The organism is Nonomuraea sediminis (assembly GCF_018531495.1).
In the GTDB taxonomy this organism is placed as follows: Bacteria; Actinomycetota; Actinomycetes; order Streptosporangiales; family Streptosporangiaceae; genus Nonomuraea; species Nonomuraea sediminis.
On sequence record NZ_JAHDTI010000015.1, the window covers coordinates 1 to 17720 of the forward strand.

Below are 17720 nucleotides of genomic sequence, written 5' to 3' on the forward strand. Positions count from 1 at the left end.
CGGCGCCGAGCCCGCGGTCGTCGCCGCGGTGGCGCCCGCCGCCGCGATCCGGCTGGCCCACGCCTCGGTCGAGGCCGTGGCCGACCTCGCCGACGCCGAGCTGTCCCTGGGCCGTGCCGACGCGGCCGCCGCCCGCCTGAGCGCCCTGCTCGCCGAGCACCCCGTCCATGAGCGGGCGGCCGCGCTGCTCATGGACGCGCTCGCCGCCCAGGGGCGCCAGGCCGAGGCCCTGGCCCTGTACGAGCGGGTCCGCGAAACCCTGGCCGACGCCCTCGGCACCGACCCGGGCGCCGCCCTGCGCGAGCGCCACCTGAGCCTGCTGCGCGCCGAGCGACCCGCCGATGCCGCGCAGATCAGGCCGGGTAACCTGCCCGCGCCGCTGACCAGCTTCATCGGGCGTGACGACGACCTCGCCCGGATCGACACGCTGCTCGCCGCCGGGCGCCTGGTCACCGTGGTCGGTCCTGGCGGCGCCGGCAAGACTCGGCTCGCCGTCGAGGCCGCCCGGCGCCACCGCCACGAGTACCGCGACGGCGCCTGGATGATCGACCTCGCCTCGGTCACCGAGCCGGCCAAGGTGGGCGCTGCCGTACTCGCCGGGATCGGGCTGCGCGGAGGCGCGATGTTCGAGGCCCGGATGCGGGTCGAGGGCTCCGACCTGGACGTACTCGCCGACCATCTCGGCAGTCGGGAGAGCCTGCTGCTGGTCGACAACTGCGAGCATCTGATCGACGCCGTGGCCCACCTGGTCGCGGCGCTGCTGTCCCGATGCTCGGGGCTGCGCGTGCTCGCCACCAGCCGCGAACCCCTCGCGGTCGACGGCGAGGCGCTGGTGCCGCTCGGCCCGCTCGCGCTGCCCGGGCCTGACGACGGCGTCGAGCAGGCCCGGCGGGCGGCGTCGGTACGCCTGTTCACCGAGCGGGCCGCGGCCGTGCGCCCGGGCTTCGACGTGGACGAGACGACGCTGCCCGAGGTCCGGCGGGTGGTCCGCGGCCTGGACGGGATGCCGCTGGCGCTGGAGCTGGCCGCGGCCCGGCTGCGGACGCTGTCGCTGCCCGAGCTCGCCGACGGGCTGTCCGACCGGTTCCGGCTGCTGTCCACCGGCAGCCGCACCGCGCTGCCCCGGCACCGCACGCTGCGCGCGGTCATCGCCTGGAGCTGGGAGCTGCTGAGCGAGCACGAGCGTACGGTCGCCGAACGCGTCTCGATCCTGCCCGGCGGCGTCACGTCCGCCTCGGCCGCCGCGGTCTGCGCCGGCACCGCCGTACCGGCTGCCGAGATCCCCGAGCTGCTCGCGGGCCTGGTCGACCGGTCGCTGCTGCAGCTCGCGCCCGATCCGGGCCGCTACCGCATGCTGGAGACGCTGCGCGAGTACGGCACCGGCCGCCTGGCCGAGACGGGCGGCCTCGGCACAGTCCGGGACCTGGCAGCCGGCTACTTCGCCGAGCTGATGGCCCGCCACGACCCGCAGCTGCGCGGGCCCGGCCAGCTGGCGGCCATCCAGGTCATCAGCGCCGAGTACGACAACGCGCTCGCGGCCCTGCGTCGGCGGTGCGACACCGGCGACGCCCCCGGCGCGATCGCTCTCGCCCTGAACCTGAACTGGTACTGGCACATGTTCGGCCGGCACGGCGACGCGGCCTACTGGCTGGGCGAGGCACTGGCGGTGCCCGGCGGCGAGCCGACGCCCGAGCGCGACTGCGCCCACGCGATCTACCTGATCAACCGGGGCGACATCCGGCCAGGGACGACCGCCGAGGAGCTGGCCGGCAGGCTGCCCGCCCATCCGGAGCTACCCGGTCTGTACGGCGCGCTCACCGCGCTCGCACTGGCGCTCCTCCTGCAGGAGAAGGCCGCGCTCGCGATCCTCGAGCATCTGGCCGGCGGCGACGACGTGTGGCTGTCCGGGCTGGCCCGCATGTTCCGGGCCCAGATCGCCGAGAACGCGGGCGACCTCGACAAGGTGCGCATCGACGTGGAGGCGGCCCTGGCCTGCTTCCGGCAGGTCGGCGACCGCTGGGGCCAGGCCGTCACGCTGCCGATGCGCGCCCAGCTGCGGCAGTACGACGACGACCTCGACGGCGCGCTGGCCGACATGCGCCAGGCCCGGTCGCTGGCCGGCGAGTTCGGCTCGCTCAGCCTCGGCGACGAGGTGTTCAGCGACCTGCGCTGGATCGACCTGCACCTGCGGCGCGGCGACACCGACCTGGCGATCGCGGTGATCGGCTCGGCCCGGGAGCGGGCGTCGCGCGCGCACTCGCCGGAGATGGTGTTCCTGGTCGACGCGTGGGAGGCCGTCTTCCGCGTACGGCTCGGCGACCTGGACCGGGCGCGGGAACTGCTCGACCACGCCGAACGTGGTCTGCACGGCGAGACCACGTTCCCCGGCGACCACGCGCGGACGCTGGTCGGCAGCGTACGGGCCTCGCTCTGCCTGGAGACGGGTGACCTGGCCGGCGCGGAGAAGGCGCTCGCGAAGGCGTACGCGGCGGCGCTGCGGGCCCGGGACCTGCCGATCCTGTCGCTGGTGGCGGTGAACGCGGCCGCGCTCGCCGAGGCGCACGGGCGGCATCACGAGTCGGCCGTCCTGCTCGGCGCCGCCTCCCGGCTGCGCGGCGCTCACGACCGCACCGATCGGCAGGTCCGCGAGCTCACCCGCCGAGGGCGGGCCGCTCTGGGCGAGGAAGCGTTCGCCACGGCGTACGGGAAGGGCTGGGAACTGGACGGAAAGACGGCCGTGACCGCAGTCGACCCGTCCCTGCTCACGCAGGCTCACCCAGCTCCCGAGTGATCCGGCCGACCGTATCGAAGCGCACCCAAGACGACCTCGCGAGCCTCGCCGTACTCCCCCGACTGCACCAGAGCGTGCGTTCGCGTACACACGGGCAGCGCGTGCGACTGGCCGACGCGGACCTGCGCCGGGGCCGCGCATGCGCGTACACACGAGCAGCGCGCTCGGCTGGCCAACGCGGACCTGCGCCGGGGCCGTGCATGCGCGTACACACGGGCAGATGCGCCACACATGCTTGAGGAAGTGGGTCAGCTGATCAGGCGGTCTGCGGAGATGGCGAACATTTCGTGGGCGACGCCGAAGCCGAGGTCCTGGACGAGGCGGCGCTTCCAGGGGCGCTGGATGATCGCGTGGGTGAGGCGGCGGGCGGCGCGGGGGGCACGCATGATCTCCTCGGCGAGTTCCCAGGCTCTGGGGACGAGGCCGTCGGCGGGAAGGACCTCGTTGACGAGGCCGAGCTCGAGGGCCTGGCGGGCTCCGATGGGCCGGCCTGTGTACAGGTGGTAGGCGGCGCGTTTGGCACCGAGGAGTTCCTGGAGCGTGAGCTGCTGGCCGTCGCCGGGGGCCACGCCGGTGATCACGTGCGGGTCGATGATGGTCGCCGTCTCCGAGGCCAGCGTGATGTCGCACAGCAGCGCGAACTCCGTGTGCGCCACGCTGGGGCCGTTGATCGCCGCGATCGTGGGGATGTCGATGGCGAAGACGAAGTTCTCCAGGAGTTTGACGGCGTCGTAGTAGGTGTGCTCGTAGGCGAAGTCCTTGGGGCGCGGCTCGGCCATGAACCGGCGGGTCGCCTCCGGTGAGGCGTCGGAGACACGCAGCCACTCGTCGCCGGTGCCGGTCAGGATCAGGACCTCGTTGTCTGGGTCGTTGCCGATCTCCTGCCAGGCCTGGGCCCACGCGTTGTGCACGGCGAAGTCGAAGGCGGCCGGGCCGCCGTCGGTGTGCATGCGGAGCTCGATGATGCCGTCGCGGCGCCGCATGACGAAGTAGTCGGCGTACTTCTCGGAGTACTCGGCGAAGTCGGGGCGCTTGACGTAGCCGCCCATGCGGCCGTGCCAGTCGTCGAGTTCCTTGGGCATGGTGGTCTCCTCGCATTCCGTTGAAACGGAGCAGTGCTCCGATAATACGGAGCAGCGCTCCGATTGGCAAGGAACGAGGTTCTGGCATGCTCGACAAGCCCGCCACACGCCTCAGGAGGGATGGAGCCCATGGACCACGAGAGCGCCTCGCGGCAATCCGGAAGCACCGACGCGCAACGCGCTGACGACCAAGGGCCGACCGCCACTCGGGCATCCAGGCGGACCGACGCGCGGCGCAATCACGAGCAGGTGCTGGCCGCCGCTCGGGCCGCCTTCGCCGAGCAGGGCACCGAGGCTTCGCTGCGGGAGGTCGCGCGGCGGGCCGGGGTCGGGATCGGCACGCTGTACCGCCACTTCCCGACCCGGGAAGCGCTGCTGGAGGCGCTGCTCGCGGACGGGTTCGACAGGCTGCACGCCCAGGCCGTCGAGCTGGCGCACACCAGGGAGCCCGGAGGCGCGCTGGCCACGTGGGTTCGCGAGCTGGCCGTGGGCTCGTCGCGCTACGACGGGCTGCCCGCCTCCGTGATGGCCGCGCTCCACGATCCCGGCTCCGACCTGCACGCCTCCTGCGAGCGACTCAGGAGCGCGGCCGCCGGGCTCCTCTCGGCGGCCCAGCAGACGGGCGAGATCCGCGCGGACCTGACGCCCGAGGAGCTCCTCACCACCGTCAACGCCATGGCCTGGGCCGCCAAGCAGGCCGCCCAGCCCCCGGACCGCTACCTCAACCTCCTCCTGGACGGCCTGGAAGTACGGCAGGCCAACTGAAACCCGGTCACGGCAACTCCGGGCCCCGGCGGGCGCAGAGGCACGGCAACCTGGCTGAGCGCCCCTGCCCCACTCGGGATTCGGAAGACGAGGGAGCCGAGAGCCGGAGTCCTGCCACACACTCGGAGATCGGACGCCGCAGGGACGCGGGCAGCCCGCCGTACTCAAGGGCCAGGGATGCGGGCGGCGCGCCGTGCGCGGGTGGCCAGGAACGTGGGTAGCGCGCCGTGGCGCGGCGGGCCAGGAACGTGGGTAGCGCGGCGGGCCAAGGGCGTGGGCGGCTCGCCGTACTCGGGGGGCCAGGGATGTAGGTAACGCAGAGGGCCAGGGACGTGGGGAGCGCGCCGTGGCGCGGCGGGCCAAGGGCGTGGGCGGCTCGCCATACTCGGGGGCCAGGGGATGTCGGTAGCGCGCCGTGCGCGGAGGGCCAAGGGCGCGGGCGGCTCGCCGTGCGCGGGGGGCCAGGGACGTGGGTGGCCCGCCGTGGCGCGGGGGCCAGGGGATGTAGGTAGCGCGCCGTGCGCGGGGGGCCAAGGGCGTGGGCGGCTTGCCGTACTCGGGGAGGCGGACACTTCAGGGGAACCGGAGGGGTGGCGGTTGTCGCGGCGTAGGCGCAGGGGGTGGGTGGCAGGCCGTGCTGCGGGTGGAGGGCTTGCCGTACAGGTCGGGAAGGAGGGCTAATCTCTAGGGGACTGAAAGGACGAGCATGCCCGAGTTCGACTACACCGATCTTCTTCCGCTGGGCGCCGATGACACCGAGTATCGGCTGATCACGACGGAGGGGGTGCGGACGGTCGAGGCCGCGGGACGCAGGTTCCTGGAGGTCGAGCCGGAGGTGTTGCGGCTGCTGACCGAGACGGCGATCCACGACATCTCGCACTTCCTGCGCTCGTCGCACCTGGCGCAGCTGCGGAAGATCGTCGACGACCCCGAGTCCAGCGGCAACGACCGGTTCGTCGCGCTCGACCTGCTCAAGAACGCCTCCATCTCCGCCGGCGGCGTGCTGCCGATGTGCCAGGACACGGGCACGGCGATCGTCATGGGCAAGCGCGGCCGGCACGTGCTGACCGACGGCCGCGACGCCGAGCACATCTCGCGCGGCGTCTACGACGCCTACACCAGGCTGAACCTGCGCTACTCCCAGATGGCGCCGCTGACCATGTGGGAGGAGAAGAACACCGGCAGCAACCTGCCCGCACAGATCGAGCTGTACGCCGAGGGGGACGACGCCTACAAGCTCCTGTTCATGGCCAAGGGCGGCGGGTCGGCGAACAAGTCGTTCCTCTACCAGGAGACGAAGGCGGTGCTGAACGAGAAGCGCATGCTCGCCTTCCTGGAGGAGAAGATCCGCTCGCTGGGCACCGCGGCCTGCCCGCCGTACCACCTGGCCGTGGTCGTGGGTGGGACGTCGGCGGAGTACGCGCTCAAGACGGCCAAGTACGCCAGCGCCCGCTACCTGGACTCGCTGCCCACCGAGGGCTCCGCTTCTGCGCACGGCTTCCGTGACCTGGAGATGGAGGCCAAGGTCTTCGAGCTGACGCAGAAGCTGGGCATCGGGGCACAGTTCGGCGGGAAGTACTTCTGCCACGACGTGCGTGTGATCCGGCTGCCGCGCCACGGCGCGTCCTGCCCGGTGGCGATCGCGGTGTCCTGCTCGGCGGACCGGCAGGCGCTCGCCAAGATCACGCCGGAGGGTGTCTTCCTGGAGAAGCTGGAGACGGACCCGGCCCGGTTCCTGCCGGAGACCACGGACGAGCACCTCTCCGACGATGTCGTGAAAATCAACCTCAACCGCCCGATGCCAGAAATCTTGGCAGAGTTGACGAAGTACCCCGTTAAGACGCGACTTTCCCTCACGGGCCCGTTGGTCGTGGCCCGCGACATCGCCCACGCGAAGATCGCCGAGCTGCTCGACAACGGCGGCGAGATGCCGCAGTACCTGAAGGACCACGCCGTCTACTACGCCGGGCCCGCCAAGACCCCCGAGGGCTACGCCTCCGGCTCCTTCGGACCCACCACGGCCGGGCGGATGGACTCCTACGTGGGCCGCTTCCAGGAGGCGGGCGGCTCGATGGTCATGCTGGCCAAGGGGAACCGGTCCAAGCAGGTCACCGAGGCGTGCCGGCAGTTCGGCGGCTTCTACCTGGGGTCCATCGGTGGGCCGGCGGCTCGGCTCGCTCAGGACTGCATCAAGAAGGTCGAGGTCCTGGAGTATCCGGAGCTGGGCATGGAGGCGGTCTGGAAGATCGAGGTCGAGGACTTCCCCGCCTTCATCGTGGTCGACGACAAGGGCGACGACTTCTTCCAGGACAAGACCGGCCCCGCCCTGACCATCGGCCGCCGCCCCTGACCTCCGCCAGAACACCCACGCGACATCCCGGGCACGAGCCCCACACGACCCGTGCCCACTCACCACGACCGTCGCGTATCGCCCGCGCCAGGCCCGTCCAGAACACCGGGGAGCGACACGGCCCTCCGATGAGCGCCACGGCGCAGGGGGCCACTGTCCGCTGGCGCTGGTTGCCGGGAGGGTAGGCGCTTCGGCCGCGCTGCGGGTGTCGCAGGGCCATGGGAGGGTGGCGCGAGTCGTCAGGAGGCGCGCGCTTGGGTCGCGGGGCGCGTGTGGTGAGAGGCGCGGTTGAGTGAGTCTGTTGCCCAGGTTGTAGTGCCGATGGGAGGGCGGCGAGGCCGGGGGTCGGGGTCGCCGGGCTGTGCGGGGGCGGGTGGGCGTGGGTGGGTCAGGCTGCTACGGGGGCCCGGTGGGGGGCCACGATGGAGCCGTCGGGCAGTAGCAACCCGGTGTCCTCGAAGATCACGACGCCGTTGCACAACAGGCTCCACCCCTGGTCGGGATGGGCGGAAATCACGTGCGACGCCTCACGGTCGGGTGAGTCGGCACTGGGGCAAGGTGGGTTGTGACTGCACATCATGCACCTCTCAGATGGCGCTCCTGTTTCCTGGTCAAAAGGGCAGCATTCGCCCCGACGGCGTGCGAAGGTCCAGCGAAGCTCTGGTCGGCTTGCCAGGCCGGCGACGAATACGGATCTTACGCATCCTCATCACGTCCCTTAGTAGCTTCAGTGGCGCATGCCTTCATTCTGATGATTTGCACCGACAGAATTTCTGACGTCTCGATGACGAGCATGCGCGCGACCGCTTGCAATTCCGTTAAGGGTCTCTTGCCGCCGACTCTCCACCCACGGCAAGGTGCCCAGTCACACCACCCGCGCCTGGGCGTCATGCCCACCGCTCATGGTCGCTGACCTGCAATTTTCCCACTCCGGTACGGCAAGCCGCCCCCACCCGCCACTCGCCGAAACATCCTCATGTCCTGCTCTCGGCGACACGCATGGGTGGGGTGGTAACTCGCCGCCACGACCAGAGTGAGCGTGGCCGTGGGGTCGCCGTAGAGGCGCTCGAAGAACGCACAACGCCGTATTGCACGGGGGCGGTAGATCGAAAAGGCCTTTTCGGCCGAGAGTCCCCGGAGCCCGAGCGGGCCCGCCGTACCCAGAAGCAAGCAGGAAGCGCGCGGGCGGGTGCTGAAGCCCGCCCGCGCTTGGACCTCGCTCCAAGGATTGGACCTATGTCGCAAGTCTGATGCAGTTGCGAGTTACTTGCAATAGTGTCGTCCCCTGGAGATCACGAAGGAGGATCCATGGGGGACTACACGCTTCCCGACATGCCCTACGACTACGCGGCCCTCGAGCCCGCCATCACCGGCGAGATCCTGGAGCTGCACCACGCCAAGCACCACGCCGCCTACGTCAAGGGCGCCAACGACACGCTCGAGCGCCTGGCCGAGGCGCGCGACAAGGGCGAGTTCGGCAACCTGGTGGGCCTGGAGAAGACGTTCGCGTTCAACCTCTCGGGCCACGTGCTGCACTCGATCTTCTGGGAGAACCTCTCCCCCGACGGCGGCGACCGCCCCGACGGCGCGCTCGGGGACGCCGTCCTGGAGCACTTCGGCACGTTCGAGGCCTTCCAGAAGCAGCTGACCGCCGCCACGACCGGCGTGCAGGGTTCCGGCTGGGGCGTTCTGGCCTGGGAGCCGCTCGGCCGCAGGCTCGTCGTCGAACAGGTCTACGACCACCACGGCAACGTGGGCATGAACACCACGCCGCTGCTCGTCTTCGACGCCTGGGAGCACGCCTACTACCTGCAATACCGCAACGTGCGCCCCGACTATGTGGACAGGCTGTGGAGCCTGGTGAACTGGGCGGATGTGGCGCGCAGGTTCGCTGACGTGACGAGTCAGACCGGTTGACTTAAGTTCGCAACATTTTATCGGCCCGGCCTCTACAGGTCGGTTTACACAAATAGGTAAGCTGCCAGGCATGCGTGCGCCCTCCGGTTACCTGCTAGCCGCGCGCTACCGGCTGCTGGAGCCGGTCGGCCGCGGCGGAATGGGCACCGTTTGGCGGGCACACGATGAGCTACTCAACCGTGACGTAGCGGTCAAGGAGGTCCGGCTCCCGACCGTTCTGGACGAGGAACTCCGGGCCGAGCTGTGCGCCCGCACCGAGCGCGAGGGCAGGGCGACCGCCATGGTCGCGCACCCCTCGGTCATCACCGTCTTCGACGTCGTCACCGAGGACGACCGGCCCTGGATCGTGATGGAGCTGCTCCAGGCCAAGTCGCTGGAGCAGCTCATCCAGGAGCACGGACCGCTCCACCCACGCAGGGCCGCGGAGATCGGCAGGCAGATCCTGGGCGCGCTGCGCGCCGTGCACGCCAAGGGCATCCTGCACCGCGACGTGAAGCCCAGCAACGTGCTCGTCACCGAGGACCGCGCGGTGCTCACCGATTTCGGCCTGGCCGCATTGGAGGGTGACGTCTCGATCACCCAGGCCGGCATCGTGCTGGGCTCGGCCGGCTACATCGCCCCCGAGCGGGTGCTCGGCTCCAAGGCCAGTCCGGCCGGCGACCTGTGGTCGCTCGGCGCGACCCTCTACACCGCCGTCGAGGGCAGGGGCCTGAGCGGCAGGCGTACGGCTGCCGCCGCGCTGGCGGCCCTGACCAGCGGCGAGCCGATCCCGATGACGAAGGCGGGCCCGCTCGCCCCGGTCCTGGACGCCCTGCTCCGCATCGACCCGGCGACCAGGCTCGACTCGGTGCGCGCCTCGCTCATGCTCACCCGCGTGGCCGCGGGGGGTTCGGCCGAGGAGCCGCTGACCCCGCGCAAGAGCGGCCGTCCCGTCTCCGTGATCACCGCGCCGGCTTTCGCGCGCAGGCCCGCGCATCGCGGGCTCCACAGGGCCGAGGCCACCGCCGCGGCGCTCGCCGTACCGGAGCCGAGACAGGGGTCGCACAGAAAGCGCGTCGAGCCTCGACCGGCTCCGTCCGCTTATGCCCGCTTCAAGGCGACGGTGATAAAGTTGTGTCTTCCTCGGCGGTTCTGGCCAAGAGAACTTCGCAAGCGAGGGTAAAGCACTTCCTAAGCGAAATAGATATCTTCTTCTCATGCCGGAACAGCAGACACGCCTGCTCGCGGAGCGCTACGAGCTGATAGCGCCCCTGGGTCGGGGGACCATGGGCACCGTGTGGCGCGCCAGGGATCGCGCCCTCGGACGCGAGGTGGCGGTCAAGGAGATCCGACAGGATCCCGGCCTCACCGAGGAGCAACGGGGTGAGCTCCGCGAACGCATGGTGCGCGAGGGCCGCATCGCCGCCCGCATCAACCACCCGTCGGTGGCCTCCATCCACGACGTGCTCGTCTACAAGAACAGCCCGTGGATCATCATGGAGCTGGTCGAGGCCCGCTCGCTGGAGCAGGTGATCGACGAGGAGGGGCCGCTGCCGCCCCGGCTGGTGGCCGAGATCGGCGTCGACCTGCTCGGCGCGCTGCGTGCCGCGCACGCCCAGGGCATCACCCACCGCGACGTCAAGCCGGGCAACGTGCTCATCACCGAGACCGGCCGGGTCGTGCTGACCGACTTCGGCATCGCCAAGGCGGAGGGCGACTCCAGGCTCACCAAGACCGGCATGGTGATCGGGTCGCCCGGCTACACGGCTCCGGAACGCGCCAGGGGCGAGTACACGGGTCCCGAGTCCGACATCTGGTCGCTCGGGGCGACGCTCTACTTCGCGGTCGAGGGGCGTCCCGCCTACGAGCGGGCCACGATCTCCGAGACGCTGGCGGCGCTGCTCAGCGAGAACGCCGATCCGCCCACGCAGGCCGGGCAACTGCGGCCGGTGCTGACCGGTCTGCTCAACAAGGACTACAAGAAACGGCTGAGCGCGGCCAAAGCGGAGACGATGCTGCGAATGATCGCCGACACGCCCACCAACGAGATGCCCGCCATCACCGGCGACGAGCCGTCCGCCGCACCGGCACCCAAGCCTGCCGCGTCGCAGGCCCCGCGCCCCCAGCAGGCCCCGGGATCCCAGCAGGCTTCGGGCTCCCAGCAGGCTTCGGGCTCCCAGCAGGCGCCCGCCGGTGGACCCGGCTCGGTGCCCGGCTCGCAGGCCGCGAGCTTGTCGCAAGGCTCTCCCGCTCGCCCGGACACTCCGCGCACGAGCGCTCAGACCGCACCCAGAGCCGCAACGCGGACTGGGGCGCCCGCGGACGCTCAGAGCCCGCCGCCCGGTGCCGCGCCCCAGGCCCCGGCGCCCGGCGCACCTCACGCCACGGCCCCCGGTGCCGCGGCGAACGACTTCGGACCCGGTGCAGGGCCGTCGGCGGCGAACGCCCAGGGCTTCGCGCAAGGGTCTCCCACCCGGCCGGGCGCGGCCGCCGTGCCGGGGTCGTCCGGCGCCGCCGTACCAGCTGCCCCGCAGGGCTATGACCCCGAGCGGACGATCAGCGTGGCGCGGCCGAAGAAGCCGCTCCCGCAGGGGCGCGAGGGCAGGGCGCCGCAGAGCGGGCCGCCCGGGCAGCAGGTGTATCCGATCCCGGCCGGTCAGACCCCGCCCCCACCACCGCCGCTGCAGCCGCCGCCCATGCCGATGCAGCAGCCGCCGCAGGACGTGCGTGAGCAGAAGGGCCTGGGCACGGACCTGTTCGCCATCGCGGGCACCCCGGAGCAGAGTCCCGCGGGCAACCGCACGGGGATGCTGATCCTGATGGCGGTGGCGGCCGCCGCCGCGGTCGTGATCGCCATCCTGATCGTCGCCGCCCTCTCGGGCTGAGCACCGAAAAGCCGAAAGCCCTCCCCGGGGATGACCGGAACCGGTGCGCAAGACTAGGAGTATGAGCGAGTTCCGGATAGAGCATGACTCGATGGGGGAAGTCCGCGTTCCGGTGGGGGCGAGGTGGCGCGCGCAGACCCAGCGGGCGGTGGAGAACTTCCCCGTGTCGGGACGGCCGCTCGAGCCGTCGCACATCGCCGCGCTCGGCCTGATCAAGGCGGTCGCCGCCGAGGTCAACGGCGAGCTCGGCGTGATCGACAAGGACCTGGCCAAGGCGATCGCGCAGGCCGCCGCCGACGTGGCCGAGAACGAGCACGACTCGCACTTCCCGCTCGACGTCTTCCAGACCGGCTCCGGCACCTCGTCCAACATGAATGCCAACGAGGTGATCGCCAGTCTGGCCGAGGAGCGGCTCGGCCGGTCCGTGCACCCCAACGACCACGTGAACGCCTCGCAGTCGTCCAACGACGTGTTCCCCACCTCGATCCACGTGGCGGCGGCCACCGAGGTGACCTTCCACCTGCTGCCCTCGCTCGACCACCTGGCCACCGTGCTGCGCGGCAAGGCGGCCGAGTTCTCGGACGTGGTCAAGTCCGGCAGGACCCACCTGATGGACGCCACCCCGGTCACGCTCGGCCAGGAGTTCGGCGGGTACGCCTCCCAGATCGAGCACGGCGAGGCCCGCGTCAGGTCGGCCCTCGAGCGTGTCCTCGAACTGCCGCTGGGCGGCACGGCCGTCGGCACCGGCATCAACACGCCGCCCGGCTTCGCCGAGCGCGCCGTCGAGAAGCTGCGCGACGCGACAGGGATCCCGTTCGTCGAGGCGCCCGACCACTTCGAGGCCCAGAGCGCCCAGGACTCCATCGTCGAACTCTCCGGCCAGCTCAAGGTCGTCGCCGTCTCGCTCAACAAGATCGCCAACGACCTGCGCTGGATGGGCTCGGGTCCCCGCGCGGGGCTCGGCGAGATCAACCTGCCGGACCTGCAGCCCGGCTCGTCGATCATGCCGGGCAAGGTCAACCCGGTCATCCCCGAGGCCACCGCGATGGTCGCCGCCCAGGTCATCGGCAACGACGCCGCCATCACCTTCGCCGGGGCGTCCGGCACGTTCGAGCTCAACGTGCAGCTGCCGGTGATCGCCCGCAACATTCTGGAGTCGATCCGCCTGCTGGCCAACGTCTCCCGCCTGCTCGCGGACCGCTGCGTGGCGGGGATCACGGCCAACGTGGAACGCCTGCGGGAGTACGCCGAGTCGTCCCCGTCGATCGTCACGCCGCTCAACCGGTACATCGGGTACGAGGAGGCGGCCAAGGTCGCCAAGCAGGCCCTGGCCGAGCGCAAGACGATCCGCGAGGTGGTCATCGAACGCGGCCACGTGGCCTCAGGCAAACTCACCGAATCCCAACTCGACGCCGCCCTGGACGTCCTCTCCATGACCCGCCCGTAGCTGCTGCCGCCTTTTGAGCTGATTGCTGCTGTACGGCGGGCCGCCGCCACCGGCCGCCCGCCGTACTCCGGCTGAGGACCCGCGCCCGGCGCTTCCGGCGAGTCGATGACGCTCACCCGCCGTCACGCCCTTCGTGACGCAGGCACCACGGCCCCCCGGCCCGCCGTACCAGGCGCCGGACAACCACCGTGCCACGTCTCGCCGACCCCGGCGGGGAAGCCTGTTGGTGGGCTAGGCGCCGGGGGTTAGCGGAGGTGTTGGGTGGTGGTGGTCCAGTGGGATAGGAGGGTGGTGGCGGCGCCGGAGTCGATGGCTTGGGTGGCGCGTTTGTAGGCCGCTGCAAGGGTGGGCGTCAGGTCGTCGGGGGTGGGGGTGCCGTCGGCGGCGACGATGGCGGCGGCGGCGTTGAGGAGGACGATGTCGCGGACCGGGCCGGGCTCGCCCGAGAAGGTGGCGCGGGCGACCGCCGCGTTGTGCGCGACGTCGCCGCCGCGCAGGTCGGCCACGGTGCAGCGGGGGATGCCGAGGTCGGCGGGGTCGAAGCGGGTCTCGGTGGCGGTCCCCCGGCGTACCACCCAGATCGTCGAGGGACCCGAGGTGGTGAGCTCGTCCAGGCCGTCGTCGCCGCGGAAGACGAGCGACGAGCCGCCCCGCTCGGCGAGGACCCCGGCGATGATCCCGGCCATGCGCGGGTGGAAGACGCCGACCGCCTGGGCGGCGGGCAGGGCGGGGTTGGTGAGGGGCCCGAGGAAGTTGAAGACCGTGGGCACCCCGAGCTCCCTGCGCGCCCCTGACGTGCGGCGGAACGACGGGTGGAAGGTCGGCGCGAAGCAGAACGTGATCCCCACCTCCTCCGCCACCTGGGCCACGGCCGCCGGCGGCAGGTCGATGACGACGCCAAGCTCCTCCAGCACGTCGGCCGCGCCCACCGCCGAGGAGGACGCCCTGCCGCCGTGCTTGACCACCTTCACCCCGGCCGCGGCGGCCACGACGGCGGCCATGGTGGAGACGTTCACGGTGCCGGACCGGTCGCCGCCGGTGCCGACCAGGTCGACGGTGTCGCCGGGGATGCGGATCGCCGACGAGCGCGCGAGCATGCCGTCGGCCAGGCCGGACACCTCGTCCACGGTCTCGCCCTTGGCGCGCAGCGCGATGGCGAACCCGGCGATCTGGGCATCGGTCGCGGCGCCGGACATGATCTGGTCCATCGCCCACGCCGCCTCGCGGCTGGACAGGGATCGGCCGTCGAGCAGGGTTCCGAGCAGGGCCGGCCAGGTGCTGGTCACGTGACGCCTTTCTGTTCTTTGCTCGACAGGGCGCCGGAAACGCGAGAGGCCGCCTCGTCGAGGCGGCCTGGGTGCGTTGCTGCGTCGTGGGTCCGCCTACCTGGCGGGCCACCACGAGTACAAGAACGCGTTCATGAGCGCAACGTTATCAGCAGTACGGCAAGGCGTTTGCAGCAGCAGGGCAAGGCGTTTGCAGCAGTAGGGCAAGGCACGAGCAGTAGTACGGCAAGGCCGCCGCTACCGGCCGCCCTCCACACTTCGGCTCAGGGCCCGTGCCCGGCGCTTCCGGCGAGTCGGAGACTGTTGCTCACCGCCACGGCGTGTCGTGATCCGGGCACCCCGGTCCCCCTGGCCCGCCGTACAACGCGCCGGACAACCACCGCACCACGCCTCGCCGACCCCGGCGCGATGAGCGAGCCTCGCCCAGGCGCGGTGGGCCAGCCTCGACCGGCCACCGTGAGTCAGCCTTGCCCGGGCCCGGTGAGGGAGCCCTGCCGCAGCGTGGCGAGGTGGGCCGTGGTGGCGGGCCATAGGGGCGGGTGGATATGTGTGTGTTGGGACCATGCGGGCTGATAGGCGGAGGAACTATCGTCGAAGGTATGGCGAAGGAGCTGACCGGGCGGACTGCCTTGGTGACGGGGGCCGGTGCCGGGATCGGGGCGGCGTGTGCGCGGCGGCTGGCGGCCGACGGCGCGCGGGTGGTGGTCGTCGACAGGAACAAGGAGGCCGCGGAGGAGGTGGCGGCCGAGGTCGGGGGCGTGCCGGTGGCGGCCGACCTGGCGGATCCGGGATTCCTGTCGGCCTTCCCCGACGAGCGGGTCGACATCGTGGTCAACAACGCGGGCTTCCAGCACGTGGCTCCGATCGAGGAGTTCCCGCCCGAGGTGTTCGCCACGATGCTCAAGGTCATGGTGGAGGCGCCGTTCCTGATCGCGCGCCACGTGCTGCCCGGGATGTACGCCAGCGGGTGGGGGCGGGTCGTGAACATCTCCTCGGTGCACGGGTTGCGGGCCTCGCCGTACAAGTCGGCCTACACGACGGCCAAGCACGCGCTTGAGGGCCTGTCGAAGGTGATCGCGCTGGAGGGCGCCGAGCACGGCGTGACGTCGACCTGCGTGTGCCCGGCCTACGTGCGGACCCGGCTGGTCGAGGACCAGATCGCCGACCAGGCCAGGACGCACGGCATCGACGCGAGCCAGGTCGTCGAGGACGTCATGCTCAAGCCGGCCGCCATCAAGCGCCTGATCGAGCCGGAGGAGGTGGCGGAACTGGTGGCCTATCTGTGCGGACCCGCGGGCTCGTTCATCACCGGCGTCTCGCTTCCCGTGGACGGCGGCTGGACGGCCAGGTAGTGGCGAGACGATTCCTCGAACTGCTCGCCAGGGAGGCCTCGGCGGTCGAGTTCGAGGGCCCGGTGCTCGAGGCCAGGGCGTCCGGCGCGGACGCGGCGACCCTGGAGGAGCTTGAGCGCGCCAAGGTCGAGGCGCTGAAGGTGCGCGAGCTGCTGCGGCGCAGGGCCAGGCGCGAGGCCGAGCTGACCGCGCTCTACGACACCGCGGGCGACCTGGCGGCGTTGCGCGACCTGGACGCCGTGCTCGAGGCGATCGTGCACCGGGCCAGGCAGCTGCTCGGCACCGACACGGCCTACCTGACGCTGCACGACCCGGACAGGGGCGACACCTACATGCGGGTGACCTCCGGCTCGACCTCTGCGGCGTTCCAGTCGCTGCGGCTGGAGATGGGCGCGGGGCTGGGCGGGCTGGTGGCGCAGACCGCCATGCCGTACTGGACCGCGAACTATCCGGAGGACCAGCGCTTCCGCCACACCCGCAACATCGACTCCGCGGTGCACGAGGAGGGGCTGATCGCGATCCTCGGCGTGCCGCTGCGGCTTGGGCAGCGCGTGATCGGGGTGCTGTTCGCGGCCAACCGGGGCGTCAGGCCGTTCCTGCAGGAGGAGGTGGCGCTGCTGTCGAGCCTGGCGGCGCACGCGGCCGTCGCGATCGACAACGCGCGGCTGCTGCAGGAGACCAGGAACGCCCTCGAGGAGCTGTCGCGGGCCCACCGCAGCGCCAGGGAGCACGGCGAGGTGGTCGAGCGGGCCGCGCAGGCCCACGACCGGATGACCTCGCTGGTGCTGCGCGGCGGCGGCATCGAGGACGTGGCGGCCGTGGTGACCGAGGTGCTCGGCGGCTCGCTGGCGGTGCTCGACGACCTGGGCAGGCCGATCACGGGCGAGGTGGGGGCGCTGGACGCCGGGGTGTTCGAGGCCGCCCAGGCCTCGCGGGCGCTGGGCCGTACCGTCAGGAAGGGCGACCTGCTCATCGCGTCGGTGGACGTCGGCGGCGAGCCGCTGTGCACGCTGCTGCTGCGCAGCGACGACGCCGACGAGCGGATCCTGGAGCGCGCGGCGCTGGTGTGCGCGCTGCTGCTGCTGTTCAGGCGGAGCGTGGCCGAGGCCGAGGGCCGGGTGCGCGGCGAGCTGCTCGACGACCTGATATCCCGCCCCGGCTCCCCCGGCCTGGCCGACCGCGCCCGCAGGCTGGGCGTGGACCTGGGCGCGCCGCACGTGGTCGTGGTGGTCAGGCACGACGGGCAGCGCGAGCGGGCGGCGTTCTGGGCGTCCTCGCACGCGGCGCTGCACCACGGGCTGGCCGCCGCCAGGGGCGAGGAGGTCGTGCTGCTGCTGCCGGGCGACGATCCCGGCGCGATGGCCAGGAAGATCGCGGCCGAGCTGGGCGCGCGGGCGACCGCGGGCGCGGCCCGCTCGCGCGAGGTGGCGCAGGCCTACCAGGAGGCGCGCCGCTGCGCCGAGGCGCTGATCGCGCTCGGGCGCGCGGGTGACGGGGCGAGCGCGGCCGAGCTGGGCTTCGTCGGGCTGCTGCTGGGCGAGGGCAGGGACGTGCCCGGGTTCGTGGGGTCCGTGCTGGGGCCGGTGGTGGACTACGACGTGCGCAGAGGCACCGCGCTGGTCGACACGCTGGCCGCCTACTTCGCCTCGGGCGGCTCGCCGTCGCGTACCGCCGAGGCCATGCACATCCACGTCAACACCGTCACCCAGCGCCTGGAGCGCGTCGGCAAGCTGCTCGGCGAGGGATGGCTGGAGCCGGAGCGGGCGCTGGAGATCCAGCTCGCCCTGCGGTTGCACACCATATCGGGCGCGAAGAGTATGGGGTTTCCACCCATATGAGTGATGCCGGTCACTCCCTAGCGTGACC

Annotated in this window: 12 protein-coding genes; 9 read left to right on the forward strand and 3 right to left on the reverse strand. The window is 71.7% G+C overall.

The window, feature by feature from the left end; all coding sequences use genetic code 11:
• A partial coding sequence (locus tag KIK09_RS45645; protein ID WP_214325808.1) for an ATP-binding protein occupies positions 1 to 2791 on the forward strand: 2791 nt, incomplete at its 5' end.
• A gap of 248 nt (positions 2792 to 3039) precedes the next feature.
• Here KIK09_RS45645 and KIK09_RS45650 read toward each other — a convergent pair.
• Positions 3040 to 3873 carry an enoyl-CoA hydratase/isomerase family protein gene (locus tag KIK09_RS45650; protein ID WP_214325809.1) on the reverse strand — a complete coding sequence of 278 codons (834 nt, stop codon included), beginning with the start codon at positions 3871 to 3873 and terminating at the stop codon, positions 3040 to 3042.
• Positions 3874 to 4002: 129 nt separating this feature from the next.
• On the opposite strand from KIK09_RS45650, the gene KIK09_RS45655 reads away from it, so the two are divergent.
• Positions 4003 to 4638 (forward strand): TetR/AcrR family transcriptional regulator, encoded by a 636-nt coding sequence (locus tag KIK09_RS45655; RefSeq protein WP_214325810.1) that lies wholly within the window; start codon positions 4003 to 4005, stop codon positions 4636 to 4638.
• Positions 4639 to 5344: 706 nt separating this feature from the next.
• Positions 5345 to 6988: a fumarate hydratase gene (locus tag KIK09_RS45660; RefSeq protein ID WP_214325811.1), complete on the forward strand. Its 1644-nt coding sequence runs from the start codon at positions 5345 to 5347 to the stop codon at positions 6986 to 6988.
• 388 nt (positions 6989 to 7376) lie between these two features.
• Here the strand turns inward: KIK09_RS45660 and KIK09_RS58575 are convergent, their stop codons facing one another.
• Positions 7377 to 7565: a DUF5999 family protein gene (locus KIK09_RS58575; protein ID WP_250574854.1), complete on the reverse strand. Its 189-nt coding sequence runs from the start codon at positions 7563 to 7565 to the stop codon at positions 7377 to 7379.
• A 731-nt stretch (positions 7566 to 8296) separates the two neighbouring features.
• Here KIK09_RS58575 and KIK09_RS45665 point away from each other — a divergent pair.
• The 4 genes from KIK09_RS45665 (at position 8297) to KIK09_RS45680 (ending at position 13216) form a co-directional block, all read left to right on the forward strand.
• A complete protein-coding gene (locus KIK09_RS45665; protein ID WP_214325812.1) occupies positions 8297 to 8905 on the forward strand; it encodes a superoxide dismutase in 609 nt (202 codons plus the stop codon).
• 70 nt (positions 8906 to 8975) lie between these two features.
• On the forward strand, positions 8976 to 10067 hold the full coding sequence (locus tag KIK09_RS45670) for a serine/threonine-protein kinase (RefSeq protein WP_214325813.1): 1092 nt from the start codon (positions 8976 to 8978) through the stop codon (positions 10065 to 10067).
• Between the two features lie 34 nt (positions 10068 to 10101).
• Entirely contained in the window at positions 10102 to 11769 is a 1668-nt protein-coding gene (locus tag KIK09_RS45675; protein ID WP_214325814.1) for a serine/threonine-protein kinase, read from the forward strand.
• A gap of 61 nt (positions 11770 to 11830) precedes the next feature.
• Positions 11831 to 13216 (forward strand): class II fumarate hydratase, encoded by a 1386-nt coding sequence (locus KIK09_RS45680; protein WP_214325815.1) that lies wholly within the window; start codon positions 11831 to 11833, stop codon positions 13214 to 13216.
• Positions 13217 to 13461: 245 nt separating this feature from the next.
• Here the strand turns inward: KIK09_RS45680 and trpD are convergent, their stop codons facing one another.
• Positions 13462 to 14502 carry an anthranilate phosphoribosyltransferase gene (trpD, locus tag KIK09_RS45685; RefSeq protein WP_214325816.1) on the reverse strand — a complete coding sequence of 347 codons (1041 nt, stop codon included), beginning with the start codon at positions 14500 to 14502 and terminating at the stop codon, positions 13462 to 13464.
• A 599-nt stretch (positions 14503 to 15101) separates the two neighbouring features.
• Here trpD and KIK09_RS45690 point away from each other — a divergent pair.
• Positions 15102 to 15854 carry a 3-hydroxybutyrate dehydrogenase gene (locus tag KIK09_RS45690; RefSeq protein ID WP_214325817.1) on the forward strand — a complete coding sequence of 251 codons (753 nt, stop codon included), beginning with the start codon at positions 15102 to 15104 and terminating at the stop codon, positions 15852 to 15854.
• The gene (locus tag KIK09_RS45695) at positions 15854 to 17692 is read left to right on the forward strand and encodes a helix-turn-helix domain-containing protein (protein ID WP_308164697.1); all 1839 of its coding nucleotides are present in this window, start codon (positions 15854 to 15856) and stop codon (positions 17690 to 17692) included. The genes KIK09_RS45690 and KIK09_RS45695 overlap by 1 nt, the downstream gene beginning before the upstream one ends.
• The last annotated feature ends 28 nt before the right edge of the window (positions 17693 to 17720 follow it).